This window comes from Nocardia sp. NPDC003183 (assembly GCF_053590715.1).
In genome coordinates, this window is the sequence record NZ_JBSFTG010000001.1 from 1456964 (window position 1) to 1483733 (window position 26770).

A 26770-nucleotide genomic window follows, 5' to 3' on the forward strand; every position below is an offset into this window, starting at 1 on the left:
CGCGCCACCAGCTGCCTCATGCTCCCGCGAGGCCCAGCGAAGCGGCCGCGAGCAGCAGGTACGGCAGCGGATAACCCAGATCCGCGTACTGGCGCGCCCGCAACACGGTGAATTCGGCGGCGACGAAATACAGCACGAGCCCGGCCGCGGCTGCCACCGCCAGCGGCCGATAGGCCAGACCGGCGAGCAGACCGAGTCCACCCGCCGCCTTGATCAGGGCCAGCGGCGTGAGCGTCCAGGGCGCGATGCCGTAGTGGCGCATGTTCTCGCGTACCCAGTCGGCGCGAACGACGTCGATCAGCGCAGCTGCCAAGGCGGCGACGGCCGCGAGCACGGTGACGACGAGATAGGTGGTGTGCATCGGATCAGATCCTCCGGTTTCGGTGATCGGCGCCTCTGTCATCGTGGAGACAGCCGCCGTGATGGGACAGCGAGTGCCGTCCTCGGATAGACGACCGGCGCGAGCGAAAGGTGACCGATGCGCACTGACCGGACCGAAGTGTCGGCGCGCGCCTTCGAACAACGGCGCGACCGCCTGCGTGGCGTGGCCTTTCGGATGCTGGGTTCGGGAGCCGAAGCCGAGGACGCGGTACAGGAGGCGTGGTTGCGCTTGGCCGGGACCGCTACCGAGATCGCCGATCTCGACGGCTGGCTCACCACGGTGGTATCGCGGATCTGCCTCGATATGCTGCGCGCCCGTACCCGTCGCGCCGAGATAGCGTCCTCCGAGACTTCCGTTCCGGTGGCGACGGGCGCGGGTGTGGATCCCGAAGCCGAAGCGGTGCGGGCGGATTCCGTCGGGCGGGCGCTGCTGGTCGTTCTCGACACGTTGGGCCCCGAGGAACGTGTCGCTTTCGTGCTGCACGATCTGTTCGCGGTGCCCTTCGCCGAGATCGCGCCGATGCTCGGGCGCACGCCGGCCACCACCAAGAAACTCGCGAGCCGGGCCCGGCTGCGTGTGCACGCGCCCGCCCGGGTCGAGCCGGCGGAACTACTCGCGCATCAGACCGCGGTGACGGCTTTTGTGCAGGCTGCTCGCGAGGGCGATCTCGGCGGACTGCTCGCGGTGCTCGCACCCGACGTGGTGCGAACCGCCGACCCGGCGGCGCTCTCGCCCGGAATGGCCCTGGTCGTGCGCGGCGCCCGTGCCGTGGCCGACGGCGCTCTCGCGCTGCGGCGGCGCTCGCGCGAGGCGGTGCTGGTGCTCGTCGACGGCAGGCCCGGCCTGGTGGTGCCGGGAGCCGACGGACCGGATTTCGTGGTGACGTTCCTCGTGCGCGGTGGGCGCATCGAGGCTTACGACGTGGTGGCCGCGCCAGCTCGGTTGGCCGCGCTCACCCTGTCGCTGCTGCCCTGATCAAAACCCGCGAACGCCCGGATTCCGCATTTTTGCATTCGATGCAATGTTGCGGTCACTGCGTCGATCGCGGTCAGAGGGCGGGAACGCGGGCGAATCCCAACGGTGGAGTCGGCACGGGGCCCGAACGGAGTTCGTGGCGGAAGTCCGGGAGCAACGGCAGCATGTCGACATTGCGGGCGGCGTAGCAGCGCACCATCGGCAGCGCTCGCGAGACCTCCGCGCGTTCGACCGGCTCGGCGTCCACGAACGCGAGGGAGTCCAGACCCAGGCCGAGGGTGCCTGCGATGCGGACGATCGAGGCGGACTTGCGCCCCCAGCCCACCTCGACCGCCGAGAACATCTCGTACAGACCGTGGCGGTACAGCGTGTGCATGGTTCTGGCTCGGTCACCGCGTGCGGCGACAGCATGGAGCACACCGCGCTCGCTCAGTTTCGTCAGCGTGCGCAGTGCCGGTGGGCGCGGCGTGGTGCCGGTCTCGTCGTGGACGACACCCTCCCACAGGGTCTCGTCCAGTTCCCAGACCAGACAACGGACGGCAGGTCGCATGGCGCTGAACTCTACAACCACTGATAGCTAAGAACCAGACTTGTGATCCGTCACTACGGCGACCGCCAGGGCTGGGCCCCCTACCCAGAACCTGACAATCCATTCCGGTTTCCTTTGTCGTTCGTTAGGGTGGGGTTCGCTGGACAGCGGGGGGTACAGCCGAAACTGGCGAAGGGAACACAGATGTCCGTCCACAATCCACCCCGACCGTCGCTGACCGTCTCGGGCAAGCCGATGTCGTTGCCACTCAAGGACGTTCGCGCACTCTCGCGGCAGATGGTCGGCCATTTCGTCGCTACCGTCGCACCCTGCGGGACGCTACCCGGTGACGCCATCTCCGGCGATGTCACCACGATCACCCGGATCTGCCTGGAATTCGCGGTCGGCATGCTCGACGGGCGTGATGTCCCGAGCCAGCTACAGCGCCTGCAGGACGCGGCCAGCGCGTGGGCCCGGGAGGGCGTACCGATCGACACGATCCACCACTCGATCGCCGAGGGCTTCAAAATCGGCCTCGACCTGGTGGTATCGAGCGCTTCGGGCAAGGATTTCGACAGCCTGGTCGGCGGCGTCAAGGTCGTGATGGAACTACTCGACACCATCACCGCCCAGATCTCGCTGGCCTACGTGCGCGAGCTGCGCGGCGTGGTGAGCGAGCACCACACCGCCGTGCACACCCTCACCTCCGCCCTGCTCGGCGGGCACAGCACCTCGACGATGGCCCGCGAATGCGGCATCACCATCGCCGAGACCTACGCGGTCTTCGCCCTGGCTATCCCCCAGCACCGCGAGGAAGCCAACCCGGCACTGGACTCGAAGGTCGTCGCCCGCCGCAAGTTGCGCCGGGTACAAGCCGAACTGGCCAAGCGCTGCGGCGACTCGGCACTGTCGCTGCTCAGCGTCGACGGCGGGACGGTGCTGATCCCCGCCAACGCCTTCGACCGCGAGGGTTTGACCGCGCTCGTCGCCCAGCTCTCCCAGGCGGCCCAGGTCGGCATCACCGCCGCGATGGTCGAAACGAGCACCACCGGGGTTCCCGATGCCGCCGATCAGGCCCACGAGTTGCTGGACATGGTGCAGCGGCTCGAGGTGACCTCGGGTCTGTACCGCTTCGACGAGCTCGCCCTGGAATACCAGCTGACCCGCCCCGGGCCCGGCCGCGAATTCCTCGGCTCGCTGCTGGATCCGCTGGATCAGTACCCCGAGCTGCTCGAGACCCTGCAGCGTCACATCGCCAACAACCTCAACCGGCAGCGCACCGCTCGCGTGCTGCATGTGCACACCAATACGGTCGACTACCGGCTCAAGCGGATCGGCCAGCTCACCGGCTTCGATCCGACTCAGCCTTCGGGGCTGTGGTACCTGCGTTCCGCGCTCGTCGCGCGCAGTTACCGCTCCGTTCCGGCCTGATCCCCGACACGACGAAGGCGCTGCCCACCATGGTGGGCAGCGCCTTCGTCGTGCTCAGTGCGGGCGGGTCAGAGCGAGCCGCCGCCACCGACCAGCCACGGGTTGAACGCGCAGGTCAGCTGCGGGTTCTGCACCGGGTCGAGCGCGCGAAGCGCGATCGAGAGGGCGCGCGGTGAGTACATCATCGTCAGGTGATCGGAGATGTCCTGCTCGCAGCCGTCCTGCAGGGTGATGTTGTGGACCGTCGCCCCCGGGCCTGCCTTCATGAAGGTCAGTTCGTAGGGGTTGGTCACCTCGTCGTAGCGGGTGCCGACGATGGTGTAGTCGACACCGGCGACGGTGTCACCGCCGGCATTGAGGTTGTTGACGAAATCCGAGCCGATCGTCTGCTGGATACCCGCGTGCCCGACGAAGATCTCGATCGGACCCAGGATGTCGATGCCCAGGTTGTTGATCATGCGACCCAGGGCGCCGATGCCGTCGAGGCTGGTGCCGTGGTGGGTGGCGCCGAAAGTGATCAGCTTGTTGACCTTGGCCGCCCCGCCCTCGAACTTCGTGTAGTAATTCGCCATCGACCCACCTTGGGAGTGCGCGATGATGTCGACCTCGTCGGAACCGGTCGCGGCGAGCACGCGATCGACGAACGCCGCGGTCTGCTTCGCCGAATCCTCGATGTAACCGGTGCCCATCACGCCGGGCAGGAACGAACCGAGGCCGCCGCCCTCCATGATGTTGGAGCGACCGTAGTTGAACGTGAACGTGCAGTAGCCGGCGTCCTTGATGGGCTGGCCCATGTAGGCGTACCCGTTGTAGGCGTTCATCCAGGTGCCGTGCAGCAGCACGACCGGGCGAGGATGCTCGGCCGTCGGCTTGCAGTTCCAGTCGTTCGTCCCGGGCGCGGCCGCATCGGGGTTGCCGAGGCCGTAGGCGAACGCGGCGAGGAACGCCGTCGACTCCGGTCCGTACGCACCGGGATCGGAGGAATAACCGCCCGAGGAACCCGAGCTGGAACCCGAACCGCCGTAGCAGTCACCGGACCCGTTACCGGAGCCGGCGCCACTGCCGGAGGTGCACGCCGACCCGGAGCCGGCGACCTGCCGGCCTTCGGAGATGATGCCGGCAAGATCCTGCTCGGTCGGCGCCGAGGCGGGAGCCGCGCTCGCCCCCGGCCCGGTGAACACCATGGAGAGAGCGCCGACTCCGGCGAATACCGCCGTGTGCAGCGTGCGCCTGCGACTGGGAGATTTCATGTGTTGACTTGTCTTCCTGTGCGATTCGAATATTCGTCGCCCTTTTCTTCCGGGAGAACGAATGGCTTGTCGAAACCGCCCAAAACATAAGCCGCAGAATTACTTACGAGACGATTGTCACGCGCGGTCTGGGCAGGTCACCACAGCCCCTCGAAAACTGCCATGACAGGGCACAGGAAAATATTCAGCACTCGCTACGTGCCGCGACTCCGAGAAGTCGCTCGTCGAGCCACAGCACCGCCTCCGGATAGCCCGTCGCCGCACCGATGATGTGCTCACCGAGCACGCCGCGATACACCGCGTTCGCCCCGAGTTCGCACTGCTCATCGTAGAGATTGCGCGCGCCCTCGGCAGGAATCCACCACTCCTGGTCGCCGTTGTAGATGTAGAGCGGCGTCGACGACCGCATTCCTTGCATCCGGGTGATCTCGTAGATGTCGGTGGCCAGTTCCGAACGCAGGGGGTCGGCGATGTTGGCGCCCACATCGATCGGCAGTTGCAAGATTCCCGGCACCGCGAACACGCTGGCGCACGTATCTTTCATAATCGAGGTGGTGACCCAGCGCCCGAGATTGTTCATCGCGGCGAGGATTTCAGGTCGCTCCCGTCCGATTGCGAAGGTCGCGGCCATAAATATTCCGGATGCGAGGTTGGCATTCATACTGCGCGAGAGGATTTCGAAGTCGGCGGGCACCCCGCCCAGTGCCGCACCGACGATGACGTCGGCCAGTTCCGGTGCGTAGGAATCGATCAGCTTGGCCGCACCGTGGGTGGCGATGGCGCCACCGGAATAGCCGGTCATCGCGAATCGGCTGTCGCCGTAGGCCGCCAGGTCACCACCGCGCACCGCCCGGATCGCGTCGAGCACCGCGTGCCCGGCGACATACGGTTCGGCGTAAGCCATCCACGGGCCCTCGTGGTCGGGCACCAGGACCGCGTACCCGCGCAGGACCGCCAGCTGCGTCGTCGGCGGAATGAACTCTGTCGAGCTCGACTGCGATGTCAGGCCGTGCGCCAGCGAGTAGCCGGGAGTGCACTTGCGACCCAGCGCGTCGATGGGCAGGTTGTTCACCAGCACAGGGCGATCCCCCGCCCCGGTCCACTCGGTGGCGGGCACGATCAGGGTCGCGGTGGCATAGGACGGTCTGCCGTGGGCGTCGTCGGTGCGGAATTTCAGCAGCGTCGCCGAGCGGATGGGGACCAGGGTCAACCAGGCCGCGGTCGCGGTGACGTCGCGGGATTCGATCAGATCGCCGGGCGACAACTCGTCGAGCCCAGCCGGCCACTGGTCGAAGATCGGATCGCCGACCGCCGACGGGAGCACCGCCGCGTGGAGTGCCGCGAGTTCGGCCGCCGGATCGGCGGCGTTCGCCGGGATCGGCGAGGGAATCACCTGGTCGATCCAGCGCTGCAGATCGGGCAGGAAACCGGGTGTCCCCAGCTGCGGCACCGGGAATTCCTGGGTCGGCGGCGGCTCGGCGGCCGCGGTACCTGCCGCACAAGAGACGAGCAGCAGCACCGAACCGATAAGTACTCGAACAGATCTCATGGCACACACGCCTTCGGGTGGCAACGGATTCGTCGATGACGTGCCACTATGCGGTGCTCCGACCCCTACCGAAACTCCCCCACCGCGCCGTCGTCAGATCCTTCACGCTACGGGGCGCGGCGAACCGACTTCGGCGTTGTGCCCGAGTCGTGTGCGCAATGCCGCTGTATCGCAACAAGAATCGTCGATGGCGACGCGAATCGGCCCGGATCCGCTTCGGGGCGAGCGGATCCGGGCCGATCGAACCGGCTCAGCAGGTGCTGGGCGCCGGTTCCCCCTGCAGCCGGGCATCGAGCCAACTCAGCGCGGAAGGCAGTCCGAGCACAGCTGCGGTCAGATGGTCCGGGGTCGGTGTCTGCTGACTGACAACCTTGGCGCCCGCGGCACACCAGCGATGAGTGGTGGAGGTGATCGCGTCGACCGGGATGAGGCCGTCGATCGGCGAATGCCATTCGAAGACAGGCATTGTCGGCGCGCCCGGATACAGCTCCAGGCTGTTCTCCTCCACCACAGCGCGAGCTTCGGGATCCTCCACCAGTGAGGTGGTGGCCGCGAAGTCGAGGATGCCGCGCCCGGCTCCCGCCCCGAGGATGTCGTTGGTGCAGGCGTCACGGATCGACGCGCGGGCGGCCAAACCGCTGGCATTCATCTGATCGCTGATCGGGAACCGTTGGGGGTATTCCCGTTCGAGCCCGATCCCCGCGGCCAGCGCGAGACCGAACACGGGATGTGAACCGAAGCCGAGCCCCTCGAGCATCGACACCAGGTTCATCGGCACCCCGCCCATCGCCGCCCCCGCGATCTCGAGCTCGGGCGCGTACTCGGGCTGCAATGCCGCCGCCCACGCCGTCGCCATGCCGCCACCGGAGTACCCCGCCATCGCGACCCGGCTGCCACTCACCCGCAACTGCTCGACCTGGCGCACCGCGCGGATACCGTCGAGGGTCACCTGGCCGCCCAATTTCGCTGCGCCGTAGGCGAAATTCGGTCCGAGGTGGTCGGGCACGGCCATCGTCCAGCCGCGCTTGAGCGCGTAGTTCCAGGCCACCGCCTCGCGCACCATCAGGTCCGGATCGTCGGTGTAGAGGACCTTGGAAACCGAGCAGCGCGTGCCGAGCCCGTTGATGATGTGCTGGTAGGACAGCACGGGGGCGTCGGTGCGGTGGTTGTTCGGCTGCAGCACCGTCGTCGTCGCGGCGATCGGGTCGCCCGCGGAATTGGTGGAGCGGAACTGGATCAGGGTGATGGTGGTGTCGGGGAACATGGCCAGCGCCGGCATCTGCCGTACGCCGAGTACGTCGCCGGGCTTGTGCTCGGCCAGGTCGGCCGGCTGGCTGTAGAAGGGGTCGGGGTCGGCGGTCGGGTACAGCGGTGTGGTGTGGCCTGCCGCGGCGGGGACCACGGTGAGCACCGCTGCCGCCAGGCAGACCAATAGTGTTCGGCCCGGCCAACTGTGTCGTGCCGCGGCATCCCAGATCATGCGGCTGTCCCTCCCGTGTCGCTGCTGTCGAGACCGATCTTCGCCGGTACCGTGGCTCCTCGTCGACGGGTCGCCGCGAACATCGGCGGAGCTCACAACCTCATCTGTGTGTGGTTGTGACCGGAGGCAGCACGCCGATATGCGGGCGCACCGCCGCGGCGACAGGTGGATTGTGAGATCTCCAAGCGAAATCGGAACGTGTTCCTCTCGATGGTGCAAGACCTACCGTCGAGTAGGAAGGCGCTCACCAGTGCCGGGGCGAAAGGAGCACGCCATGATTCCCACCGACGAGAACATCGCCGCCACCCTCCACCGCATCGACCCGAACGAGATACCGACCCGGCGGATCACGGTCTACTTCGACGGCCCCACCCCCGAGGACGCACTGGTCCTGGAATACGCCGCGACCCAGGCCGAGGCGTGGGAGTTCACCTCGGCGGCCGTGCATTCCGGCCTGCTGGTGACCGTCGACGGCAATGTCGGCCCCGGCCTGCGCCGGCTGCCCTGCCGGTCGCTGTGGCACTGACGCTCGCGGCGCCGCACCGCCGGCCGCACTAGGCTGGCACGGCGGGCACCGCTCGGCCCGCGGTGAGAGAAAGGGCATTCGTGACACGGTGGCAGTTCCCGCTCGCACTGGCCGCGGTGGCCGTCCTCACCGGCTGCGGCTCGGCAGACACCACCGAGGTCGCCACCCCACCCAGCACCACCACCCCGACGACGACCACCACCAAGCGGGTGCCCGCCACCATCGCGCCGCCCACCACCACCGTCGACCCCTACGCGGGCCTACCCCTGATCGATCACGTGACCTGGACCGAGAACGTCGACGGCCCCCGTCTGCTCGTCTTCCCCACCCAGGCGGGCCGCAAGACCGCCGCGCCCGGCACCGACGAACTCGCGTGGCAGGAAGTACGTGCCCTCGACGCCGACGCCGACGCGCCGGGGATGCGCGACCAGTTCGTCTGCCACTGGGTTTGGGCCAGGATGGTAGCGCCCGACAAGCCGAGCTGGAATCTCGAACCGTGGCGCCCCGACGTCGGATATCAGGCCACGGTGGCGGCGAACTGCAATCCCGGCGGCCCCGAACGCTGATAGGAGCATCCCATGCGCATCGTCATCGCCGGTGGACACGGCAAAATCGCTCTCCTGCTCGCCCAGGTCCTGACCCGGCGCGGCGATCACGTCCACGCCCTCATCCGTGAACCCGGCCAAGCCGCCGATATCGCCGCGACCGGCGGCGTGCCGGTCATCTACGACATGGAACGCGACACCCCCGCCGACCTCGCGGCCGCGGTCGCCGGTTCGGACGCGGTGGTGTTCGCAGCGGGTGCGGGCGCGGGTAGCGGTGCCGCGCGTAAATACACGGTCGACCTCAACGGTTCGGTACAACTGGCCGACGCCGCCGAGCACACGGGCGTCACGCGGTTCGTGCAGATCTCCACGATGGGCGCGGGCAGCCCGCCCGCGCCGGGGACCGATGAGGTGTGGGCCGCCTATATCGACGCCAAGACCCGCGCCGAGCAGGACCTGCGGACTCGCGAGCTGGAGTGGACGATCCTGCGACCGGGCCGGCTCACCGACACCGAAGGCAACGGTCTGATCACGCTCGGACCGCCGCCGATTCCGCGCGATGCGGTGCCACGCGCCGATGTCGCCGCGACACTCGCGTCGATCTTGGTCGCGGACAACACTTTTCGACGCACACTGGAGCTGGTCTCCGGATCGGAGACGATCGAGTCAGCCGTCGCGGCCATTTGATAGCCACAAATTAACTATCACAACATATTTCGCCCATTGAACGCCATTGTCGTCAACTCGCGCCACATTGTCGTCACCTGATGAACACGGCCAGCCGCCGGTCACGCCGATATTCGAGCGCCACATATGACGGAGATGGTGGCGCCACCCTGGATTCGCCGCTCAGAAGCCGGGAAATGCACCGCATCGAGACGGAATCGATCGTGCAGATGTGCTTGCATCTGAAAGTCTCCCCGTCCTAAACTCAGGGCCGCAACACAATTCAGGGGACAGTCAGGGGAGGCCGCGAGCGGCACACCCGGGGCCAGGATTGCCTTGGGTTTGCCACTGCCTGAGAAGCACAGGGGCATTCACATGAACAACACCACGGGCCGTTTCGGCCTCGCCGATCGCGCGGCGGCCGATCACCCAGGCTCCGCTCGATGGTCCAGGGAAAGCGCGGTCGCCTTCGTCATCGATGCCGTGGAATCCACCGGCGCGGCGACCCGCAACGATTTCGATATCGACCGAATCGTGACCACTGCGCACGAACTGGCCGATGACTGGGATCTGCAAACGCTGACTCCCGATACTTTCTGGCGTATCGCCGCCGGCTGTATCCGGTACTGACCACGAATCGGTACCGACGGATCGACTGTCCCGCCCCTCGCGCGCAGTCCGATCAGCTCTCCGTGTGTTCGATTCCGCCCGACCGATCAGCTCCGCTCGGCTGTCAGTCCCGCTCGGAGTAGGACAGCAGTATCTCGCGTGAGCGATCCGGCCGTTCGGCTTGGACGCTGAGCTGATCCATCACCGATAGATACATCGCGAGGTCCTGGCGGCGCTCGAGGTAGAGCGCGCTGGTGAGTTGCTCGAGGTAGACGATATCGGGCAGTTCCGGCTCGCCGAAGCGCAGAATGCTGAACGAACTACCCGCCGCCGCGTGCCCGCCCGCCGAGTACGGCAGCACCTGCACCGTCACGTTCGGCAGTTCCGAGAGCTCGGCCAGGTAGCGAAGCTGGGCCCGGTGCACGTCACGTCCGCCGATCGGACGATGCAGCACTGCCTCGTCGATCACCGCCCACACCACCGGCGGGTCGACCCGGCGCAGGACATCCTGGCGTAACTGCCGAACCTGGACCCGGCGGTCGGTTTCGGCGTCGTCGAAACCGAGGGTGACGATCGCCCTGGTGTACTCCGGCGTCTGCAGCAGGCCGGGTACCAGCTGTGCTTCGTAGGTGCGGATCTGGCTGGCCGCCTGCTCGAGCCCGAGATAGGTGCTGAACCACGACGGCAGCAGGTCGCTGTAGCGATGCCACCAGCCGGGTTCGCTTGCCTGCCTGGCCAACTCGAAGAACGAGGTGCGTTCCACCGGGTCGTGCACGCCGTAGAGCGTGAGCAGATCCCGGATGTCGCGTTCCTTGAAACCGGTGCGGCCCAGCTCGAGTCGGCTGATCTTGGCGTGCGAGCCGCGGATCGCGTCGCCCGCGGCCTCGCGGGTGATGCCTTTGCCCTCGCGTAGCTTGCGCAACTGGCCGCCGAGCGCGATACGCAACACGGTGGGGCCACGGTCGACAACAGGTTGTACGCGACCGATCTCGTCGGGTTCAGCCGTCATGGACCCAGATCCTACCGATTACCCGGTGAGGTAGTCGAACTCTCCGGCCTTCGCGCCGCGGATGAATGCGTCGATCTCGGGCCGGGTGTAGAAGATCACCGACCCCTGCGGGTCGCGCGAGTTGCGTACGGCGACCGAGCCGTCGGCGGCTTCGGCGACCTCGACACAGTTGCCGCTGGGGTTGCTGTAGGTGCTTTTGCGCCACGCACCGTCTCCCGGGCGTTCACGCTGATCATGCTGCATTCCGGACATACCGCACTCCTCGTTGTCGAATGATGCCCACCGGTACGAAAATTGCAGATGCACGCACAAACGTTCTTGCATCTGCCTTGCGCGATGGGGACATTAACACGCGAAACGCCACCGCGCACCGGTCGGTACTTTCCCGGCGTCATGACCGCGGCCAGGCGCCGACCGTCTCGTCCAGCCCCCTGAATTCGTAAGCGCCGCAACCCCATCGCGAGCCGACACGGCCGCAACGAGCGTGCAGATGTGCTTGCATTCGAAAACGAACCGCCCGTAGACTCAGGCCGCAAGATCACCGGGAGGTACCGCGGCTCCACCAGCCGGGCGGGCCTCCCGTCGCCGAATGGGAGGGGACTCGATGAGCAGTCCGTTTCAGCGACACCTCGGTGCCGCAGGCGCACCACCCACGGCGTGTAGCGACGAGCCGAACGGGCTCACCTACCGTCAGGCGCGCGAGATGCTGAGCCAACACGACATCCATGGTCCGCAGTGCCGTCAGTGGCTGGCCGCTGCCGCGTACCTGTCCGCGGGACTGGACGACGAATAGTGCGGTCGTAACGTCTTCGTGCTGGTCAGACCGGTTCCGACAGGTCATGCTGGTGGGCGACGATCGATCCGGACAGGTGGTGCGCGTATGCGGATAGCGGAGATCCTGCGCAACAAGGGCAGGGCGGTCACGACCGTGCCGCCGCAGACCACCGTGCGCGACCTGCTCGCGGCGCTGGCCGACCACAATATCGGCGCGGTGGTCGTTTCCCCCGATGGTGCCGTGATCACGGGCATCGTCTCCGAACGCGATGTGGTGCGTCATCTGCACGCCCACGGCGCCGCGCTGCTGGATCGGCCGGTCACCGACATCATGACCGCCCGGGTTCGTACCTGTGGGCCCGATGAGGATGTGTCCTCGCTGCGCGACGTGATGACCGAGCACCGGATCCGGCACATGCCGGTGGTGAAGTCCGACCGGCTCATCGGCATCGTCAGCATCGGTGACGTGGTGAAGAGCGAGATCACCGAACTGGCCGCCGAACGTGAACACCTCGTCGAATACCTGCAGGGCAACTACTGAGCCCGGCACCGACCGGCGACACCGAAAAGCCTTGCGCCTGAGAATTCTTCGCGAGCTGTACCAGAAACGTGCGTATCGTTGAGCGGGTGCACCCCGTCCGGCCCGAGCTCGCCGCCGCCTCGGCGATTCGGCACGCGCCCACCCCGGTGCCCGCCTCGATTCGCACGCGGTTTCCGGCCCTGGCCGATCCCGCGGTGGTCTATCTCGACAGTGCCGCGACGACGCAGAAGCCCGATACCGTCATCGCGGCCGTCACCGACTACCACCGCGAGCACACCGCCAACGCGGGCCGCGGCACCTACGGCTGGGCCACCGCGCTGTCGGCGCGGATAGCCGGCGTCCGTACCCGGGCGGCCGGTTTCCTCGGCGCGCACCACAGCGACGAGATGGTGTTCACCAGCGGAGCCACCGCCGCACTCGGCGCGATCGCGCACAGTTGGGGCCTGGCCGAGCTCGACGACGGCGACGAGATCCTCTACAACCCGGCCGATCACGCCGCCAATGTGCTGCCGTGGCACCACCTGCGCGACACCCTCGCCAGGTTCGGGCGCCGAATAGTGTTGCGGCCCTATCGCAGCACCGCTACCGGCGAAGCCGACATCGACGACATCCTCGCGCGGGTCGGTCCGCGCACCCGTCTGATCACCACCAGCCATCTCCATCACGTGTACGGCGGGCTCACCACCCTCGAGGAATTGCACGGCCGGATCGACCCCGAGATCCTGCTGTGCTTCGACTGCTCGCAGAGCGGAGGGCACCTGCCGGTCGACGTCACCGCGCTGCGAGCCGATTTCGCGGTCTTCGCGGGACACAAGATGTTCGGTACGCCCGGGATCGGCCTGCTGTACTGCCACCGCCGGGTGCACGCCAGGCTGCACCCCTTCCTGCCCGGCGGGAACACCGGGGTCAGGATCACCGAAGACGGTCTCGTCACCACCGGAATGCCCGAGCTGCTCGAAGGCGGTACCCACAACATCCCCGGGATCCTCTCCCTCGCACCGGCTTTCGACCTGCTCGACGAGCTCGACCGATTCGCTGTCGCCGAGCACAACCGGGTGCTCACCCTGCGGCTCATCGACGGCCTGCGCGAGGTCCCCGGGCTCGACTTCCTCCCCGGGCCGGCACACGCCACCTGCGCCGTCGGCTATGGGATCGTCTCGTTCACCCTCGACGCCATCAGCGCCGCCGACCTCGGGTTCGTCCTGGCCGATGCCGGATTCCTGGTGCGAACCGGAGCGCATTGTGTGCCCTCGGCCGACGCCGGGAACGGTTCGGTGCGGGTGAGTACCCACCTCTACAACACCCTCGACGAGATCGACCGATTCGTCGCCTGCGTGGCCGGCCTCGCCGGTGACGGGCGCTGAACAACCTGTCCTTCAAGCCCCCGACGCCGAGGAGGAACGATGGGCTCGCCCACCGTGCAGCACTACGATCGTCGCGCCGCGTCCCGGGTACTGGCCCGCCTGGCCGCTCCCGGACTGTTCGCCGCCACCGAACCGCCGCCTCCGGCCCGAATCACCTACCGTGCCACGGCATTACAGCCTGAATCGGGTGCCGCGCTGACACAGTCCCAGCGGATGTACCTGGAACGGTTCATGCGCCCCTGCCGCCCGGATCAGGTGACCAGCGCGACCCATCGCCTCACGTGGACCGACAGCGCGGGAATTCCCAACACCGGGTACTTCCACACCGCGGGCGCGGGCCCCGAACTCGCGGTGCTCGCGCGGGAAACAGTCCTCGCGCTGTGGCATTCGCTGGCGGCATCCGAACTCCCGGCGCGCGCTGCGGCCCTGTCCGCCCACGATCACGGCGTTCTTTCCGCGACCACCACCGATCACGATCCGCACGAGATCTTCCGGGTCGGTATCGAGGCCACAGGGCGCGCACTGGTCCAGCACGGGCTGATCGCCGCCGACACCCCCTATCGCGGGCTCGTCGAATTCGCCACCGGCATGCGTGATTGCGGCATCTTCACCGCCGTCGCCACCCGCTGGTTCTGGGAACTGCAGGCATCGACATTCCGGCGCGGGATGATCCCGGTGCGCTTTGCCACCCAGCCCGACGGGTCCGTGCGCTACACCGCCGACTCGATCGCCGTCCTGCGCGCGATGAAAGACGCCACCATCGCCGACGCGCACGCGGTGATGCTGCGCGCGACCGGCGAGGAGGGCCTCGAGACCGAAGCGGCCGTCGCGAAATACCACGACGACCTCGACCTGATCTCACGGCAATACGCGCTGCTGCCCGCCGACACGCGACCCACCTGTCTCGCGGCGACCCAACACGACATCGACGGCGCCGATGTGCACGTCCTCGCCACGGTCGTCGATCGGTTCGTCGAGACGTTCGCCGCGCTGACAGGCTCGGTGGAAGTGCTCGAGGACCTGACCGAGGAACAGCCGGGTACCGCCCCCACCGGCGACGACGGCGTCTTCTACGTCCCCGATATGAGCTGCCGGCATTGCGTCCGCACGATCACCGCCCTGCTCGAGTCGATGGAGATCCCGGTCGTCGAGATCGATCTGGAGTCCAAGCGGGTGATCGCCCGGATCCGTAGTCCGCGCAACAGGTTCCGTGTCTTCGAGGCACTGCGCGATGGCGGCTACAACCCGGTCGACGACGTGCCGGCGCAGGTGCCCGGCGCGTCGGTGGGATGATCCCGCCCGCCGTTCCCGCCGCGCTGCATCCGCTCGTCGCCGCGTTCCTCGCCGATCGCGACGGCGTGCGCGCCGCCCTGCGCCGCTACGGCTCCCCCGTACATCTGGTGTTCCCGCAGATCTTCACCGCCAACCTCGCCGCACTGCGCGCCGTGCTCGACGCGGGAGCGGTCCGGCATCGAATCTGCTATGCGCACAAAGTGAATCGCTCCGCGGCGTTCGCCCACACGGCCGCGCACGCGGGAATCGCCGTCGACGTGGCGTCCACGGGGGAACTGCGTTCCGCGCTGTCCGCCGGATTCCCCGCCGATCGCATCGAGGTGACCGGCCCCAAGGGCACCACGATGCTGCGGGCCGCGTTGACGGCCACGGCGACGATCAATGTCGACAACCTCTGGGAACTCGCGACCCTGGCCGAGCTGGCGTCACCGGCGGCGGCTGTCCCGGTACTGCTACGCATTTCGGGTTTCTCCGGCAGCTCACCGAGCCGGTTCGGGATCGATCTCGCCGACGTGGCCACGGCGCTGGAGCTGCTGGTACGTCACCGCGACCGGCTGCGGCTGCTGGGATTCGCCTTTCACCTCGATACCGCTGCCACCGCGGAACGGGTCAACGCCGTGGGCGACTGTCTGGAACTGATCGAACGGGCCTACGCGCACGGCCTGACGCCGACGGTGCTCGATATCGGCGGCGGCCTGCGCCAGGTCTTCACCGCCGATGCCGGGGGGTACGACGCCTACGACCACGCACTGCGGGCGGGCCTGCTCGGGCGTGGCCCCGCGATGCACTGGGGCAACAACACTTTCGGCTATCACGTCGCCGAGGGAATGGTGCACGGCGCACCGGTGTTCCACAAGTACGCCAATACCGAACCCGCCGCCGGCATCCTCGCCGAACTGCTCGCCGCTCCGCTGCCCGGGCACGGTGGACGGGCGCTGGCGGCGGTCCTCACCGACAATCTCCTCGACCTGTGGCTCGAACCGGGCAAAGCGCTGGTCGACCAGGCAGGCATCACCGTGGCCCAGGTCGAGTTCGTCAAACAGGCGGGCAACGGCGCGACGCTCGTCCATCTGGATCTCAGCCGCGACACCGTCACCGCCGCCGACCAGGAGGTGCTCATCGATCCGATCGTGCTGACCGACGTAGCCGAGTCACGGCCTGCCGGGGTGTATTTCGCCGGGCACCTGTGCCTCGAGCGCGACCTGATCACCCAGCGGCAGGTGCGAGTCACGCAGCTGCCGTCCCCCGGCGATCCGGTGGTGTTCCCCAATACCGCCGCGTACCACACGGACCTGTCGGCCGCGCAGGCCGGCATGCACCCGACACCCGCGAAAGTCGCTGTGCTGCACCGAGAAGGACAGTTCGTTCTGTGCCCTGATGCCGACTATCGGCCTGGGGGCCGGTGATGGTCTACACCCACATCACCGAGCTGATCGGCAACACTCCCCTGCTGCGCCTGGACCCCGCCGTCCACGGGCTGGCCGACGTCGAGCTGTACGCGAAACTGGAGTCGCACAACCCCTTCGGTTCGGTGAAGGACCGCGTTGCCTGGGCGATGATCCGCGACGATCTCGAGCGCGTCCGCGCAGGCGGGCAGTCTTTCATCGAGGCGTCGAGCGGGAACACCGCCAAAGCGCTTCGGGTACTCGGCGCGCTGCACGGCATCCCGTTGCGCGCGGTCACCAATCGGATCCGGGTGAGCGAGGTCCGCCAATTGCTGCAACTGCTCGGGACCGAGATCGTGGAACTTCCCGGCCTGTCCGAATGCCCTGATCCCCATGCCGCCGATGATGTTTCGGCGGTCATCGAGCAGACCATCGGCCAGGCGCCCGACCGCTGGTATCACCCCTCGCAATACACGAACGAGCGCAATATCGCCGCCCATCACGACGGCACCGGCACCGAGATCGCCACCGACCTCGCGGACGCGGGCATCGACCACCTGGACTACCTGATCGGCGGACTCGGCACCACCGGCTCCACCCGGGGCACCGCGACCGCCCTGCTCGCCCACCATCCGGACCTGCGCACCGTCGGGGTGGTGTCGGACCGCTTCGATTTCATCCCCGGTATCCGCTCCGAGCGCGAGATGTGGGACGTCGGGCTGTTCCGGCCCGATTTCTACGACGAGATCGTCACCGTCGACTCCGCCGCGGCCATCGAGTCGACCCTCGACCTGATGCGCGGCTACGGCGTACTCGCCGGACCCACCAGCGGCGCGGGCTATTGCGCCGCCCTTCGCACTCTGGCTGCGGCACCGCGCCCCGAGGGCAGAGCACTGGTGGCTGTGCTGATCGTGTGCGACCGGATCGAACCGTATCTGTCCTATCTCGCCAAACGCAGGCCGGAGCTGTTCGGCAAGCCCACCGGGCCCGCACCCCCGAGCCCCGACGACACCGCGCCGACGCTGTCTCCCGCTGAGCTGGCCGAACTCGACCGCACCGCCAGACCCACCGTCGTCGATACCCGCGGCGCGATGGCCTACCGCGTCGGGCATGTCCCCGGCGCGCTCAACATCCGCGACGACCAGCTCGACGAGATGCTCACCCAGGGCGTGCCGTTTCCGCGGTCACGGCCGGTGGTGTTCGTGTGCCCGGTCGGGGAAACCTCGCTGCGTTTCGCCGCGGTGGCCCACCGCGCGGGCTACGAGGCATACAGCCTCGCGGGCGGCATCGTCGCGTGGCGCGACGCCGGATACGCGATGGAGCGCGGCGGCTGATCAGACGAGCACCCTGGTGGCGCGGCGCGCGGTGCTCAGCGCACGACCGCGACCGGTGGTCGCCAGCAGCGCCGTGAGCGGTCCGCGATACCCATCGGCGAGCAGCCCGACGACCGCGCGGAAGCGCGCCACGAACTGCTGCGCGGTCGCCTCGTCGAACCGGGCGATCGGGTAGATGAACGACCCGTCGACCCCGGCGGGCGCGCCGAGTGGATCGTAGTGGTCGGTGAGCCCGAACTCGAGGTCATGCTTGGCCCTGACCACCCCGGTCGGCAACTCGGTGATCGAAAGCCCCTGTGCAGGAGGGTGTTCGACGGCGGTGCGTGGGGCCCCGGCTCGCTGCAGGATGAGTGTGGCCTGGAACAGCGGCAGCGCCGCGTCCTGCGGCAGGCAGCGCTTGAGGCGTGGGTTGGGGGTGTCGGGGTGGGCGTACGCGGCGAGCGCGACCCGGCGCACCTGCTCGAGAAGTTCGCCGACATCGGCGGCACGGTCGAGGCGCACCCGCATCAGCACATCAGCGGAGAAGTTGCCGACGAGATCGTCGAGCAGGCGGTGATCGCGACCCGAAACCGCTGTGGCGACTGTGACATCGGCGCTACGCGCGAACGCGCCGACGGTGAGCGCGAACGCAGTCTGCAACACCATGAACAGGCTCGCCCGCCCCTCCTGCGCCATCCGCAGCAGCCCGGCATGGGTCTCGGCGTCGAACGAAATCGGCAGCAGCGCACCGGCAACCGGGTCGATCGGGGCCGCGGGGAGCTCACGCGCGGGTAGGTCCAGCAGGGCGGGGCGGCCGGCCAGCGCATTGGCCCAGTACCGCAGCTGATGGGTGGCCCGGCTCCACTCGTCGGTGAACTCGCCGAGCTGCTCGTGCTTCCACAGGGTGTAGTCGATGTAGCTGATCGGCAGCGGCGGCCAGTGCGGGGAGGTGCCGGCGCGACAGGCCAGATAGGCGGTGACGAGGTCGCGGATCAGTGGGCCCATCGAGCGACCGTCGACCGAGATGTGGTGCACGACAAGGGCGAGCACCACATCGTCGGGCCCGAGCACGAACAGCCGCGCCCGCACCGGCAGATCGCGGGCGAGGTCGAAGGGCTGCCCGGCCAGCGCGGCGACGGCGGGGGCGAGGCCGGCTTCGCCGACGCCGCATTCGGCCACATCGAGGACGGCATCGTCGGGGTCGACGACGCACTGAGCCGGACCCAGCTCGGTCGCCGGAAACCGGGTCCGCAGCGGAACATGGCGACCGACGAGAAGTTTCAGCGCCGCTCGCAGTGCTGCCACGTCGACCGACGCGCCACGCAAGCGCATCGCCCGCGCGACATTCCAATCCGCCGACCGGCCGAGTCGCGCGGCATGCCACATCCGCTCCTGCGCGGGCGCCAGGGGCACATGCGACGGACACGGTCGCGGGCCGAGCACCGGTGACGCGGCGGGCCGCGCACAGACCGGGTCGCTCCCGGTGCGCGCCGTCGCCGGCAAAACGCCACTGCCGGCGCCGTATCCCCCCGATCTCCGCCCCACACCGGGGTCCGACACGCGTCTACAACCTCCACACCGTTTCGACAGGTGAGCAACGCTAACGAGCCGATGTGAACACGCAGTTACCGGATCGTGACCATGCTCGGTCAGCCCGCCCGCATCGCGAATCCCAAGATTTCGCCGACTATCCACTTTCCGGGCGAAATCGCCCAAAAGCCGCGTTAGAGTAGCGACGGGAAGCGGAGCGAGGAGTTGGTTGGTGTCCATCGGGAAATTGGTGTCGTTCGACGGTTCACGGGGTTTCGGTTTCATCCGGCCCGATGACGGCGGGCCCGATGTATTCGTCCACGTCAACGACATCGGACTCGACGAGGACGAGTTGCGCCAGGGTCGCCTGTTCGAATTCGATGTGACCGAAGGCGATCGGGGTCCCAAGGCGATCAACCTGACCGGGGTCGGACAGCCCCCCGCCGCTCCGAAGACACGCAAGGGCGGCGACCGGCTCGGTCCCGACGAACTGCGTCAGCAGATCACCGAATTGCTGCTGGAGGCGTCCCCCGCGCTCACCGCGGCCGAGATCATCACCATCCGCGACCGGTTCACCACCTTCGCCGACGAGCACGGCTGGCTCGACAGCTGATCTCGCGCCGGGGCGGTTGTCGCGCCCGCCGATGAACTCCGGCGCGGACTCGGCGAGCGCGACAGGCACGCACTCGATGTCCGCGCACGTGTCGGTCCCCCGTCCTACGATCGCCTCACACACCGATGAATCGGGCGTGCTCGCATCGTCGACACGGGTGAACACACCCGCGAGGAGGATCGGATGGATCTACCGGTGATGCCGCCAGTGCGCCCCATGCTGGCCAAGTCGACGCCGTCGCTACCGCGCGAGCCAGGACTCAGCTATGAGCCGAAGTGGGACGGCTTCCGCTGCGTCGTGTTCCGCGACGGTGACGAGATCGAACTCGGCTCCCGCAACGACCGCCCGCTCACCCGGTACTTCCCCGAGCTGGCCGAGCTGCTGAAGGAGGCGCTGCCGCAACGCTGCGTCATCGACGGGGAGATCGTGGTCGTCACCGATCACGGCCTCGATTTCGACACCTTGCAGCAGCGGTTGCACCCGGCCGCGTCGCGGGTCACCAAACTCGCGGCGCAGACACCGGCCAGTTTCGTCGCCTTCGACCTGCTCGCCCTCGGCGATCGCGATCTCACCACCGCACCGTTCGCGCAGCGGCGCCGCGAACTCGAGTCGTTGCTCGACGCCGCGCCGGGCCGGATCCATCTCACGCCGATCACCCAGGATCCCGACGTGGCTCAGGACTGGTTCACCCGCTTCGAAGGCGCGGGCTTCGACGGCGTGATGGCCAAGTCCGACGAACTGGCCTACCTGCAGGACAAGCGAGTGATGCTCAAGATCAAGCACGAGCGCACCGCCGACTGCGTGGTCGCCGGTTACCGGATGCACAAGGACGGCGAAGGCGTCGGTTCGCTGCTGCTCGGCCTGTTCGACGACGAGGGCAATCTGCACCATGTCGGGGTGGCGTCGAGTTTCACCGCGGCCCGGCGCCGCGAATTGCTCGGCGAGCTGGCGCCGTTGCGCGAGAACGCGCTCGACGACCATCCGTGGCGCACCTGGGCCGACGCCGCCGCGCAGGCGAACGCCGACGGCAAGATGCCCGGCGGGCAGAGCCGCTGGAGCGGGGGCAAGGATCTGTCGTGGGAGCCGCTGCGGCCCGAGCTCGTCGCCGAAGTGCGCTACGAGCACGTGCAGTCGGGACGGTTCCGCCACGGCGGGCGGCTGGCGCGGTTCCGCGCCGACCGAACCCCCGATTCGTGCACGTACGCCCAGCTCGATGAAGTGGCGCCCGCCGAGCTCGACGCGATCTTCGGAGTCGGCCGATGAGCGCCGCGGTAGAACTCGACATCGACGGCCGGGCGCTCACCATCAGCAATCCCGACAAGGTCTACTTCACCAAACGCGGCGAGACCAAGCTCGATCTGGTCAACTACTACCGCGCTGTCGCCGAACCGCTGCTCGGTGTGATCGGTGGTCGCCCGCTACTGCTGGAACGCTATCCCGACGGCGCGTCGGGCAAATCGTGGTTCCAGAAGCGGGTGCCGAAGTCCGCGCCGGACTGGTTGCAGACCGTGGAGGTGTCCACCCCCAACGGCACCACCAGCGACGCGCTGGTGGCCCACGATCTCGCGCACATCCTGTGGGCGGTGAATCAGGGCTGTCTCGGTTTTCACGTGTGGCCCAATCATGTTCCGGATCTGCGGATCGCCGATGAACTACGCATCGATCTCGATCCCTCGCCCGGCATCGGTTTCGATGATCTGCGCCGGGCCGCGGTGCTCACCCGCGAACTGCTGGCCGAACTCGGCGTCGACTCGTCCATCAAGACCTCGGGCTCACGTGGCCTGCACATCTACGCGGCGCTGGAACCGCGCTGGGACGGCTACGAGGTGCGGGCCGCCGCGGTGGCGCTGGCCAGGGAGCTCGAGCGCAGGCATCCCGAGGAGATCACCGCGCAGTGGTGGAAAGAGGAACGCGGCTCGCGGGTGTTCATCGACTTCAATCAGAACGCCCCGCACAAGACCGTGTTCGGCGCCTGGTCGGTGCGGCCGAAGGTCGGCGGTCAGGTGTCGACACCGATCACCTGGGCCGAACTCGACACCGTCGTCCCCGATGAGCTCACGCTGGCCACCGTGCCCGCCCGCCTCGCCGAGTCGGGTGATCCCTGGGCGAACCGGGCACCGCAATCGATCGAACCGCTGCTGACGATGTCGGAGCGCGATATGGCAGCGGGGCTGATGGACGCACCGTGGCCACCGCAGTATCCGAAGATGCCCAACGAGCCGCCGCGCGTGCAACCCAGCCGGGCCAAGAAGGAGTGAGAACCTATTCGGAGGTCCACAGCGACCAGACCGCGGCGCTGCCCTTGCCCTCGCACACAAGCGCGTGGTTGTCGGAGGTACGGCCCGATTTGTCCACCGAGGGATCGCATTTCGCCCCCGCGGTGTAGTAGGACCCCGATACCTTGAACGGCCCCGACCAGGTATGACCACTCGGTCCGCGCAGACACAGCAATGTCGCACCGTCTGCCGCGACGCCGAGCAGACCGGCCTTCTCCGCGGTGCACTCCGTGCCCTTCTCGACCACGCCGCTCTTCTCGCCGCCGCCCGCGGGGCTCGTCACCGGGACGGCCTCGGTCACCGTCGGTGCCGTGTGCGAGGTCACCGACACCGGCGTCGGCGTCGTGGTCGCCGCCGACTGGGCGAGTGCCGGCATCGACACGTCCAACCCGCCGAAAACGGCGAGCCCGATCGCTGCCGCGACCGCCACCTCGGAGATACCGAGCAGGAGTGCCAGCACCGCGATCCCCCGCCCGCGTGGATGCCCGAACGACAGCAGCCCGAACACGATCGCGATCGGGAACAGCAGCACCAGCGCGGCGGCCAGTGCCACCATCGAGTACGGATTCACGCGCGGTTGGTCACCGCGGCGACCGCCGGTCGCACTGTCCGCGCTCACCTGCGGCCAGCGCTGGCCGTCCCAACGCCGATCGTCGGACTCCTGCTCGGGGTCGTCATCCCATTCCTCGTACCGTGCCATCAACCCCGGGTCCCTCTCCGATCTTCCCGGGCGCACAACGAAACAGGTGCGGCGCCGGGTTACGCGACGAGAATAAGGACTCACAGCCCGGTAGCACAGCTCAAACGCGAAATAGGGTCACAGTGACATAACGTGTCAACTCGCGCGAGCGCCCTGGTAACGAACCGGCTAACACCCTTACCCCGGCGGACGGAACAGGTTCATGCTGGTCATCAAGTGCAGCGTTGCGCGCACCCCTGAGCTCGCGAGGAGGACTCATGTCCGACAGCACGCCGTCGGCAGACCGCGCCTGGCATGCCCAAGCCGGTGATCTGCTGGCCGACGATTACAACGTTCCCGGCATCATCATGTGCGCGATCGGGGTGGTCGGGCTCGCGTGCACCCTCGTCGCGGCTGGTACCGAGCACACCGGATGGGCCGTGCTGGCCGGGATCATGACGTTACTTTTCCTCGGCGGCGGTGTCGGTGCGCTGATGTTCGAGCATCACCGGGAGAAGAAGATCGAGCAGATGCTCGGCCGCACCGGGCACGCGCCCGGCCATGCCGGACCCCAGCGCTACAGTGCCGCCGCGATCGCGATGCGGCGCTCGAATCGCGCGCTCGATTCCTAGCGCTCGCCCGATTCCACGGTCGGTTCCGGCTCGGTGATCAGCACGCTGGGAATCGTCACGGTGATCATCGTGAGCAGGGTGTCGGCCAGCAGTTGATGCACCTGCGCCCTGGTGAGGGTGCCGCGGGTGATCCATTCGCGCCCGGCGACTTTCACCAGTCCCGCGTAGGCGAGGACCAGCGCGCGCAAACGTGCACTGTGTGCCAGATCGGCGCGCCCGATCATCACCAGCATGCGTTCGGCGGCGGCATCGTCGGCCTGATCGAGGATCTGCTGCACCTCGGGGTCGTCGCCGACGCCCTCGTGGCTGGTCACCTTCACCCAGGTGGTGCCGTGCTCGGCGATGGTGTCGAGCAGCCAGCCCACGATCGCGTCGACCCGCTCACCCGGTGTGCCGTCGGGAATGGACACCTTGTCCTGACGCGGCAGAGTCACCATGCGGCGCACCACCGCCAGATACAGGTCGCGCTTGTTGCCGAAGTAGTGGTTGATCAGGCCACGGGCCACCCCCGCGCGCTGGGCCAGTTCCGCGGTCGACACCGCCGCGTAGGGCCGCTCACCGAACATATCGATGGCACACGCCAGGATCTGCGCTCGTCGCTCGTCGGGTTCGAGCCTGCGCCTGCGCGGCGCGTCTGCGGTGTCGGTGTCCAGCGGGGAAATCGCGGTTCTCCGTCGAGTTCGATAGCCGTCGCGCGGTTGCGACGACGGCCCATCACGATACCCAGCGGGTCGCTCGCGCGGCCAATGCGACAATAGATGTCGTCCACCGCTCCCGCACGAAGGAATGTCGCACTCCCCGATGACCGAGAACATGATCGATCCGGACGAGTTGGCGACCTGTCTGCGGGTACTGGAACGCGCCGGGCAGCTGGAGAAGGAACATCCCGACTCCATCGCCGTGCAGCGCGCCGTCGGGCACATGTTCAAAAAGCTCAAGCACCGCCGTCGCATCGAGGCCAGGGAGCAGATCTCCTCGAACGACCGCGCCGTCATCGCCGCGACCGCGACGGGCTCCCCGCAGCGCATCGACGACGAAACCGCGGGCATCCCGATCAGCTCGTCCACCACGGGCGCCAGCGCGGGCACCCTGCTCAAGGCGCGTCCCTGCTACATCTGCAAGCAGAAGTACACCCAGGTCGACGCGTTCTACCACCAGCTGTGCCCCGAGTGCGCGGTAGCGAGCCACACCAAACGCGACGCGCGCACCGACCTGTCCGGCAAACGCGCCCTGCTCACCGGCGGTCGCGCCAAGATCGGCATGTACATCGCGTTGCGGCTGCTGCGCGACGGTGCGCACACCACCATCACCACTCGCTTCCCCAACGACGCGATCCGTCGCTTCGCCGCCATGGAGGACAGCGCCGACTGGCTGCACCGGCTGCGCATCATCGGCATCGATCTGCGTGACCCCGCGCAGGTCGTGGCGCTGGCCGATGACGTCGCCGCCCAGGGCCCCCTCGACATCCTGATCAACAACGCGGCCCAGACGGTGCGCCGATCGGCCGGCGCCTACAGCGCGCTGGTCGACGCCGAGACCGCGCCGCTGCCCGCGGGCGTCCTGCCGGAGATGGTCACATTCGGCAAGACCATGCAGGCCCACCCGACCGCACTCACCGCCTCCCTCACGCCGTCGCTGTCGGCCACCGATGTCGCCGAACTCGCGCTGGTCGCCGGTTCGGCCACCCCGGAGCGGATCGCGGCGGGCGTCGCCATCGACGCCGGTGGTCTTGTCCCCGACCTCGCGCACACCAACAGCTGGGTGCAGACCGTCGGCGAGGTGGAGGCCACCGAGCTGCTCGAGGTGCAGCTGTGCAACTCGGTCGCGCCGTTCATCCTGGTGTCACGGTTGCGCCCTGCCCTGGCCGCCGCGGCAGGCCGGCGCAAGTACGTGGTCAACGTCTCGGCGATGGAAGGCCAGTTCGGCCGCGGCTACAAGGGCCCGGGGCACCCGCACACGAACATGGCCAAGGCCGCGCTCAACATGCTCACCCGCACCAGCGCCCTCGAGATGTTCGAGGCCGACTCGATCCTGATGACCGCGGTCGACACCGGCTGGATCACCGACGAACGCCCGCACTTCACCAAGGTCCGCCTCGCCGAGGAGGGCTTCCACGCACCCCTCGATCTCGTCGACGGCGCCGCCCGCGTCTACGACCCGATCGTGCAGGGCGAGGACGGCGTGGACCTCTACGGCTGCTTCCTCAAGGACTACCGGCCTTCACCCTGGTGACGCAAGCGATGCCGAACCGGAATGATGATCATGATGCCGCCCGGGGAGCACGGTACATATCCTGAATAGGTGCCGTTCCGGGTGCTGGCCGACGTTCTCGCCGTCACCCACGTCGCGTTCATCGCGTACGTGGTCGCCGGCGGCTTCCTGGCGTGGCGATGGCCCCGCACGATCGGCCTGCACGTACTGGCCGTGGCGTGGGGCTTCGGCACCATCCTGATCGGCTTCGACTGCCCGCTCACCTACGCCGAGAACTGGGCGCGCAGGCAAGCGGGGGTGGGCGAGTTGCCCGCCGCCGGCTTCATCGACCACTACCTCACCGGGGTGATCTACCCCGACAGCGCCCTCGGCTTGGTGCGGGCACTGGCGGCGCTGGCGGTGCTCGTGTCGTGGCTGGGCTACGCGCGCCTGCACCAGCGCCGGCTCAGTTCACGTGCCGTGTGATCTCCTGCGCCACCGCGGCGTGCTGTTCGTCGAGGTAGAAGTGCCCGCCACCGAACGTGCGCAGGCTGAACGGCCCGTCGGTGACCGCACGCCACTGTTCGGCCTGGTCCACCGTGGTCGTCGGATCCTCGGTACTCACCAAGGCGACGACCGGGCAGCTCAGCTGTGCTCCCGGCCGACGCCGATAGGTCTCGACCGCCTGGTAGTCGGCCCGCACGGCGGGCAGCACGAGATCGGCCAGGCCCGGTTCGGTGCGCAGCAGTCGCACCGGTGCGGGATCGTTCGCCAGCCGCTCCAGCTCGTCGATGAGCGCGGTGTCCGATCCTCTGTGTAGCTGTCCGGTTTCGACGAATTCCGGTGCGGGACGACCGGAGACGATGAGGACGCGGGGCGGTTGCCCGGCGGCGGCGAGTCGCAGTGCGGTCTCGTAGGCCACGGTCGCGCCCATGCTGTGCCCGAACAGCGCACGGGCCGGTCCCGGCTGCCGCGCGATGTCCGCGGCGATCCGGTCGGCGAGCAGATGCAGGTCGGTGATCGTCGGATCGCCGAGCCGGTCCTGCCTGCCGGGATATTGCACCGCCGTCACTTCGACACCGGCGCCGATGTGTCGCGCCAACTCCCGATAGAAGGTCGCCGATCCCCCGCCGGGCGGGAAACACGTCACCCGCACGCGGGCCGCCGCCTCCGATCGCAGGATCCGAACCCACTCCGTCGCAGCCGTATTCACGCCCACATCACACTCC

Annotated in this window: 29 protein-coding genes; 18 read left to right on the top strand and 11 right to left on the bottom strand. The window is 68.0% G+C overall.

Annotated features, from left to right (window positions below; genetic code table 11):
- Nucleotides 1-16: 16 nt before the first annotated feature.
- The gene (locus ACWDXS_RS06670; protein WP_378996034.1) at nt 17-361 is read right to left on the bottom strand and encodes a DoxX family protein; all 345 of its coding nucleotides are present in this window, start codon (nt 359-361) and stop codon (nt 17-19) included.
- A 117-nt stretch (nt 362-478) separates the two neighbouring features.
- On the opposite strand from ACWDXS_RS06670, the gene ACWDXS_RS06675 reads away from it, so the two are divergent.
- Entirely contained in the window at nt 479-1357 is an 879-nt protein-coding gene (locus ACWDXS_RS06675) for a sigma-70 family RNA polymerase sigma factor (protein ID WP_449962848.1), read from the top strand.
- Nucleotides 1358-1430: 73 nt separating this feature from the next.
- Here ACWDXS_RS06675 and ACWDXS_RS06680 read toward each other — a convergent pair whose 3' ends face one another.
- A complete protein-coding gene (locus ACWDXS_RS06680) occupies nt 1431-1907 on the bottom strand; it encodes an HAD-IIIC family phosphatase (RefSeq protein WP_378631370.1) in 477 nt (158 codons plus the stop codon).
- A gap of 183 nt (nt 1908-2090) precedes the next feature.
- On the opposite strand from ACWDXS_RS06680, the gene ACWDXS_RS06685 reads away from it, so the two are divergent.
- The gene (locus tag ACWDXS_RS06685; RefSeq protein ID WP_378631369.1) at nt 2091-3317 is read left to right on the top strand and encodes a PucR family transcriptional regulator; all 1227 of its coding nucleotides are present in this window, start codon (nt 2091-2093) and stop codon (nt 3315-3317) included.
- 68 nt (nt 3318-3385) lie between these two features.
- On the opposite strand, the gene ACWDXS_RS06690 is transcribed toward ACWDXS_RS06685, so the two are convergent.
- The 3 genes from ACWDXS_RS06690 to ACWDXS_RS06700 all read right to left on the bottom strand — a co-directional run bounded on the left by ACWDXS_RS06690 (nt 3386) and on the right by ACWDXS_RS06700 (nt 7596).
- Nucleotides 3386-4567, bottom strand: coding sequence for an esterase/lipase family protein (locus ACWDXS_RS06690; protein WP_379314825.1), 1182 nt, complete (start codon nt 4565-4567; stop codon nt 3386-3388).
- A 184-nt stretch (nt 4568-4751) separates the two neighbouring features.
- The gene (locus tag ACWDXS_RS06695) at nt 4752-6116 is read right to left on the bottom strand and encodes a lipase family protein (protein WP_449962854.1); all 1365 of its coding nucleotides are present in this window, start codon (nt 6114-6116) and stop codon (nt 4752-4754) included.
- 250 nt (nt 6117-6366) lie between these two features.
- Nucleotides 6367-7596: a lipase family protein gene (locus ACWDXS_RS06700; RefSeq protein WP_449962857.1), complete on the bottom strand. Its 1230-nt coding sequence runs from the start codon at nt 7594-7596 to the stop codon at nt 6367-6369.
- Nucleotides 7597-7870: 274 nt separating this feature from the next.
- Here ACWDXS_RS06700 and ACWDXS_RS06705 point away from each other — a divergent pair, with 274 nt between their 5' ends.
- The 4 genes from ACWDXS_RS06705 (at nt 7871) to ACWDXS_RS06720 (ending at nt 9963) form a co-directional block, all read left to right on the top strand.
- On the top strand, nt 7871-8122 hold the full coding sequence (locus ACWDXS_RS06705; RefSeq protein ID WP_378631365.1) for a hypothetical protein: 252 nt from the start codon (nt 7871-7873) through the stop codon (nt 8120-8122).
- Between the two features lie 80 nt (nt 8123-8202).
- On the top strand, nt 8203-8688 hold the full coding sequence (locus ACWDXS_RS06710) for a DUF2599 domain-containing protein (protein WP_449962860.1): 486 nt from the start codon (nt 8203-8205) through the stop codon (nt 8686-8688).
- 12 nt (nt 8689-8700) lie between these two features.
- Nucleotides 8701-9354: an SDR family oxidoreductase gene (locus ACWDXS_RS06715; RefSeq protein ID WP_449962863.1), complete on the top strand. Its 654-nt coding sequence runs from the start codon at nt 8701-8703 to the stop codon at nt 9352-9354.
- A gap of 354 nt (nt 9355-9708) precedes the next feature.
- A complete protein-coding gene (locus ACWDXS_RS06720) occupies nt 9709-9963 on the top strand; it encodes a hypothetical protein (RefSeq protein ID WP_378659728.1) in 255 nt (84 codons plus the stop codon).
- A gap of 103 nt (nt 9964-10066) precedes the next feature.
- Here ACWDXS_RS06720 and ACWDXS_RS06725 read toward each other — a convergent pair whose 3' ends face one another.
- Both ACWDXS_RS06725 and ACWDXS_RS06730 read right to left on the bottom strand, forming a co-directional pair.
- Nucleotides 10067-10951, bottom strand: a complete 885-nt coding sequence (locus ACWDXS_RS06725; RefSeq protein WP_378992032.1) for a helix-turn-helix domain-containing protein — start codon at nt 10949-10951, stop codon at nt 10067-10069.
- Between the two features lie 18 nt (nt 10952-10969).
- The gene (locus ACWDXS_RS06730) at nt 10970-11203 is read right to left on the bottom strand and encodes a DUF397 domain-containing protein (protein ID WP_056817490.1); all 234 of its coding nucleotides are present in this window, start codon (nt 11201-11203) and stop codon (nt 10970-10972) included.
- A gap of 352 nt (nt 11204-11555) precedes the next feature.
- Here ACWDXS_RS06730 and ACWDXS_RS06735 point away from each other — a divergent pair, with 352 nt between their 5' ends.
- The 6 genes from ACWDXS_RS06735 (at nt 11556) to ACWDXS_RS06760 (ending at nt 17642) form a co-directional block, all read left to right on the top strand.
- Nucleotides 11556-11744, top strand: a complete 189-nt coding sequence (locus ACWDXS_RS06735; RefSeq protein ID WP_067445892.1) for a hypothetical protein — start codon at nt 11556-11558, stop codon at nt 11742-11744.
- Nucleotides 11745-11831: 87 nt separating this feature from the next.
- On the top strand, nt 11832-12266 hold the full coding sequence (locus ACWDXS_RS06740; RefSeq protein WP_378992030.1) for a CBS domain-containing protein: 435 nt from the start codon (nt 11832-11834) through the stop codon (nt 12264-12266).
- 86 nt (nt 12267-12352) lie between these two features.
- Nucleotides 12353-13630, top strand: a complete 1278-nt coding sequence (locus tag ACWDXS_RS06745; RefSeq protein WP_449962869.1) for an aminotransferase class V-fold PLP-dependent enzyme — start codon at nt 12353-12355, stop codon at nt 13628-13630.
- Between the two features lie 39 nt (nt 13631-13669).
- A complete protein-coding gene (locus ACWDXS_RS06750) occupies nt 13670-14923 on the top strand; it encodes a heavy-metal-associated domain-containing protein (RefSeq protein ID WP_449962872.1) in 1254 nt (417 codons plus the stop codon).
- A complete protein-coding gene (locus ACWDXS_RS06755) occupies nt 14920-16329 on the top strand; it encodes a decarboxylase (protein ID WP_449962875.1) in 1410 nt (469 codons plus the stop codon). The genes ACWDXS_RS06750 and ACWDXS_RS06755 overlap by 4 nt, the downstream gene beginning before the upstream one ends.
- Nucleotides 16329-17642 carry a pyridoxal-phosphate dependent enzyme gene (locus ACWDXS_RS06760; RefSeq protein WP_449962878.1) on the top strand — a complete coding sequence of 438 codons (1314 nt, stop codon included), beginning with the start codon at nt 16329-16331 and terminating at the stop codon, nt 17640-17642. Before ACWDXS_RS06755 ends, ACWDXS_RS06760 begins: the two co-directional genes overlap by 1 nt.
- Here ACWDXS_RS06760 and ACWDXS_RS06765 read toward each other — a convergent pair whose 3' ends face one another.
- Nucleotides 17643-19034 (bottom strand): condensation domain-containing protein, encoded by a 1392-nt coding sequence (locus ACWDXS_RS06765; protein ID WP_449962881.1) that lies wholly within the window; start codon nt 19032-19034, stop codon nt 17643-17645.
- Between the two features lie 346 nt (nt 19035-19380).
- Here ACWDXS_RS06765 and ACWDXS_RS06770 point away from each other — a divergent pair, with 346 nt between their 5' ends.
- The 3 genes from ACWDXS_RS06770 to ligD all read left to right on the top strand — a co-directional run bounded on the left by ACWDXS_RS06770 (nt 19381) and on the right by ligD (nt 22022).
- A complete protein-coding gene (locus ACWDXS_RS06770; protein ID WP_378992022.1) occupies nt 19381-19764 on the top strand; it encodes a cold shock domain-containing protein in 384 nt (127 codons plus the stop codon).
- A 183-nt stretch (nt 19765-19947) separates the two neighbouring features.
- Nucleotides 19948-21027, top strand: coding sequence for an ATP-dependent DNA ligase (locus ACWDXS_RS06775; protein WP_378992021.1), 1080 nt, complete (start codon nt 19948-19950; stop codon nt 21025-21027).
- Nucleotides 21024-22022 carry a non-homologous end-joining DNA ligase gene (gene ligD, locus ACWDXS_RS06780; protein WP_387444329.1) on the top strand — a complete coding sequence of 333 codons (999 nt, stop codon included), beginning with the start codon at nt 21024-21026 and terminating at the stop codon, nt 22020-22022. The genes ACWDXS_RS06775 and ligD overlap by 4 nt, the downstream gene beginning before the upstream one ends.
- A 4-nt stretch (nt 22023-22026) precedes the next feature.
- Here the strand turns inward: ligD and ACWDXS_RS06785 are convergent, their stop codons facing one another.
- Entirely contained in the window at nt 22027-22740 is a 714-nt protein-coding gene (locus tag ACWDXS_RS06785) for a hypothetical protein (RefSeq protein ID WP_449962885.1), read from the bottom strand.
- Nucleotides 22741-22997: 257 nt separating this feature from the next.
- On the opposite strand from ACWDXS_RS06785, the gene ACWDXS_RS06790 reads away from it, so the two are divergent.
- A complete protein-coding gene (locus ACWDXS_RS06790; RefSeq protein ID WP_387444326.1) occupies nt 22998-23351 on the top strand; it encodes a hypothetical protein in 354 nt (117 codons plus the stop codon).
- On the opposite strand, the gene ACWDXS_RS06795 is transcribed toward ACWDXS_RS06790, so the two are convergent.
- Complete coding sequence (locus tag ACWDXS_RS06795) at nt 23348-23917, bottom strand: TetR/AcrR family transcriptional regulator (protein WP_449962889.1); 570 nt, start codon at nt 23915-23917, stop codon at nt 23348-23350. The two genes, ACWDXS_RS06790 and ACWDXS_RS06795, sit on opposite strands and share 4 nt — an antisense overlap.
- Nucleotides 23918-24152: 235 nt before the next feature.
- Here ACWDXS_RS06795 and ACWDXS_RS06800 point away from each other — a divergent pair, with 235 nt between their 5' ends.
- Nucleotides 24153-25583 (top strand): SDR family NAD(P)-dependent oxidoreductase, encoded by a 1431-nt coding sequence (locus ACWDXS_RS06800; protein WP_378992014.1) that lies wholly within the window; start codon nt 24153-24155, stop codon nt 25581-25583.
- 69 nt (nt 25584-25652) lie between these two features.
- Nucleotides 25653-26027, top strand: coding sequence for a DUF2784 domain-containing protein (locus tag ACWDXS_RS06805; RefSeq protein WP_378992013.1), 375 nt, complete (start codon nt 25653-25655; stop codon nt 26025-26027).
- Here the strand turns inward: ACWDXS_RS06805 and ACWDXS_RS06810 are convergent.
- On the bottom strand, nt 26008-26754 hold the full coding sequence (locus tag ACWDXS_RS06810) for a thioesterase II family protein (protein WP_449962894.1): 747 nt from the start codon (nt 26752-26754) through the stop codon (nt 26008-26010). The genes ACWDXS_RS06805 and ACWDXS_RS06810 overlap by 20 nt on opposite strands.
- Nucleotides 26755-26770 lie beyond the last annotated feature (16 nt).

Coding starts and splice junctions, on each gene's coding strand:
- ACWDXS_RS06785 (WP_449962885.1), bottom strand. CDS start 22,740: ATGGCACGGTACGAGGAATGGGATGACGACCCCGAGCAGGAGTCCGAC.
- ACWDXS_RS06680 (WP_378631370.1), bottom strand. CDS start 1,907: ATGCGACCTGCCGTCCGTTGTCTGGTCTGGGAACTGGACGAGACCCTG.
- ACWDXS_RS06685 (WP_378631369.1), top strand. CDS start 2,091: ATGTCCGTCCACAATCCACCCCGACCGTCGCTGACCGTCTCGGGCAAG.
- ACWDXS_RS06795 (WP_449962889.1), bottom strand. CDS start 23,917: ATGTTCGGTGAGCGGCCCTACGCGGCGGTGTCGACCGCGGAACTGGCC.
- ACWDXS_RS06740 (WP_378992030.1), top strand. CDS start 11,832: ATGCGGATAGCGGAGATCCTGCGCAACAAGGGCAGGGCGGTCACGACC.
- ACWDXS_RS06700 (WP_449962857.1), bottom strand. CDS start 7,596: ATGATCTGGGATGCCGCGGCACGACACAGTTGGCCGGGCCGAACACTA.
- ACWDXS_RS06790 (WP_387444326.1), top strand. CDS start 22,998: ATGTCCGACAGCACGCCGTCGGCAGACCGCGCCTGGCATGCCCAAGCC.
- ACWDXS_RS06670 (WP_378996034.1), bottom strand. CDS start 361: ATGCACACCACCTATCTCGTCGTCACCGTGCTCGCGGCCGTCGCCGCC.
- ACWDXS_RS06690 (WP_379314825.1), bottom strand. CDS start 4,567: ATGAAATCTCCCAGTCGCAGGCGCACGCTGCACACGGCGGTATTCGCC.
- ACWDXS_RS06730 (WP_056817490.1), bottom strand. CDS start 11,203: ATGTCCGGAATGCAGCATGATCAGCGTGAACGCCCGGGAGACGGTGCG.
- ACWDXS_RS06755 (WP_449962875.1), top strand. CDS start 14,920: ATGATCCCGCCCGCCGTTCCCGCCGCGCTGCATCCGCTCGTCGCCGCG.
- ACWDXS_RS06725 (WP_378992032.1), bottom strand. CDS start 10,951: ATGACGGCTGAACCCGACGAGATCGGTCGCGTACAACCTGTTGTCGAC.
- ACWDXS_RS06760 (WP_449962878.1), top strand. CDS start 16,329: ATGGTCTACACCCACATCACCGAGCTGATCGGCAACACTCCCCTGCTG.
- ACWDXS_RS06720 (WP_378659728.1), top strand. CDS start 9,709: ATGAACAACACCACGGGCCGTTTCGGCCTCGCCGATCGCGCGGCGGCC.
- ACWDXS_RS06735 (WP_067445892.1), top strand. CDS start 11,556: ATGAGCAGTCCGTTTCAGCGACACCTCGGTGCCGCAGGCGCACCACCC.
- ACWDXS_RS06775 (WP_378992021.1), top strand. CDS start 19,948: ATGGATCTACCGGTGATGCCGCCAGTGCGCCCCATGCTGGCCAAGTCG.
- ACWDXS_RS06800 (WP_378992014.1), top strand. CDS start 24,153: ATGACCGAGAACATGATCGATCCGGACGAGTTGGCGACCTGTCTGCGG.
- ligD (WP_387444329.1), top strand. CDS start 21,024: ATGAGCGCCGCGGTAGAACTCGACATCGACGGCCGGGCGCTCACCATC.
- ACWDXS_RS06695 (WP_449962854.1), bottom strand. CDS start 6,116: ATGAGATCTGTTCGAGTACTTATCGGTTCGGTGCTGCTGCTCGTCTCT.
- ACWDXS_RS06675 (WP_449962848.1), top strand. CDS start 479: ATGCGCACTGACCGGACCGAAGTGTCGGCGCGCGCCTTCGAACAACGG.
- ACWDXS_RS06705 (WP_378631365.1), top strand. CDS start 7,871: ATGATTCCCACCGACGAGAACATCGCCGCCACCCTCCACCGCATCGAC.
- ACWDXS_RS06715 (WP_449962863.1), top strand. CDS start 8,701: ATGCGCATCGTCATCGCCGGTGGACACGGCAAAATCGCTCTCCTGCTC.
- ACWDXS_RS06750 (WP_449962872.1), top strand. CDS start 13,670: ATGGGCTCGCCCACCGTGCAGCACTACGATCGTCGCGCCGCGTCCCGG.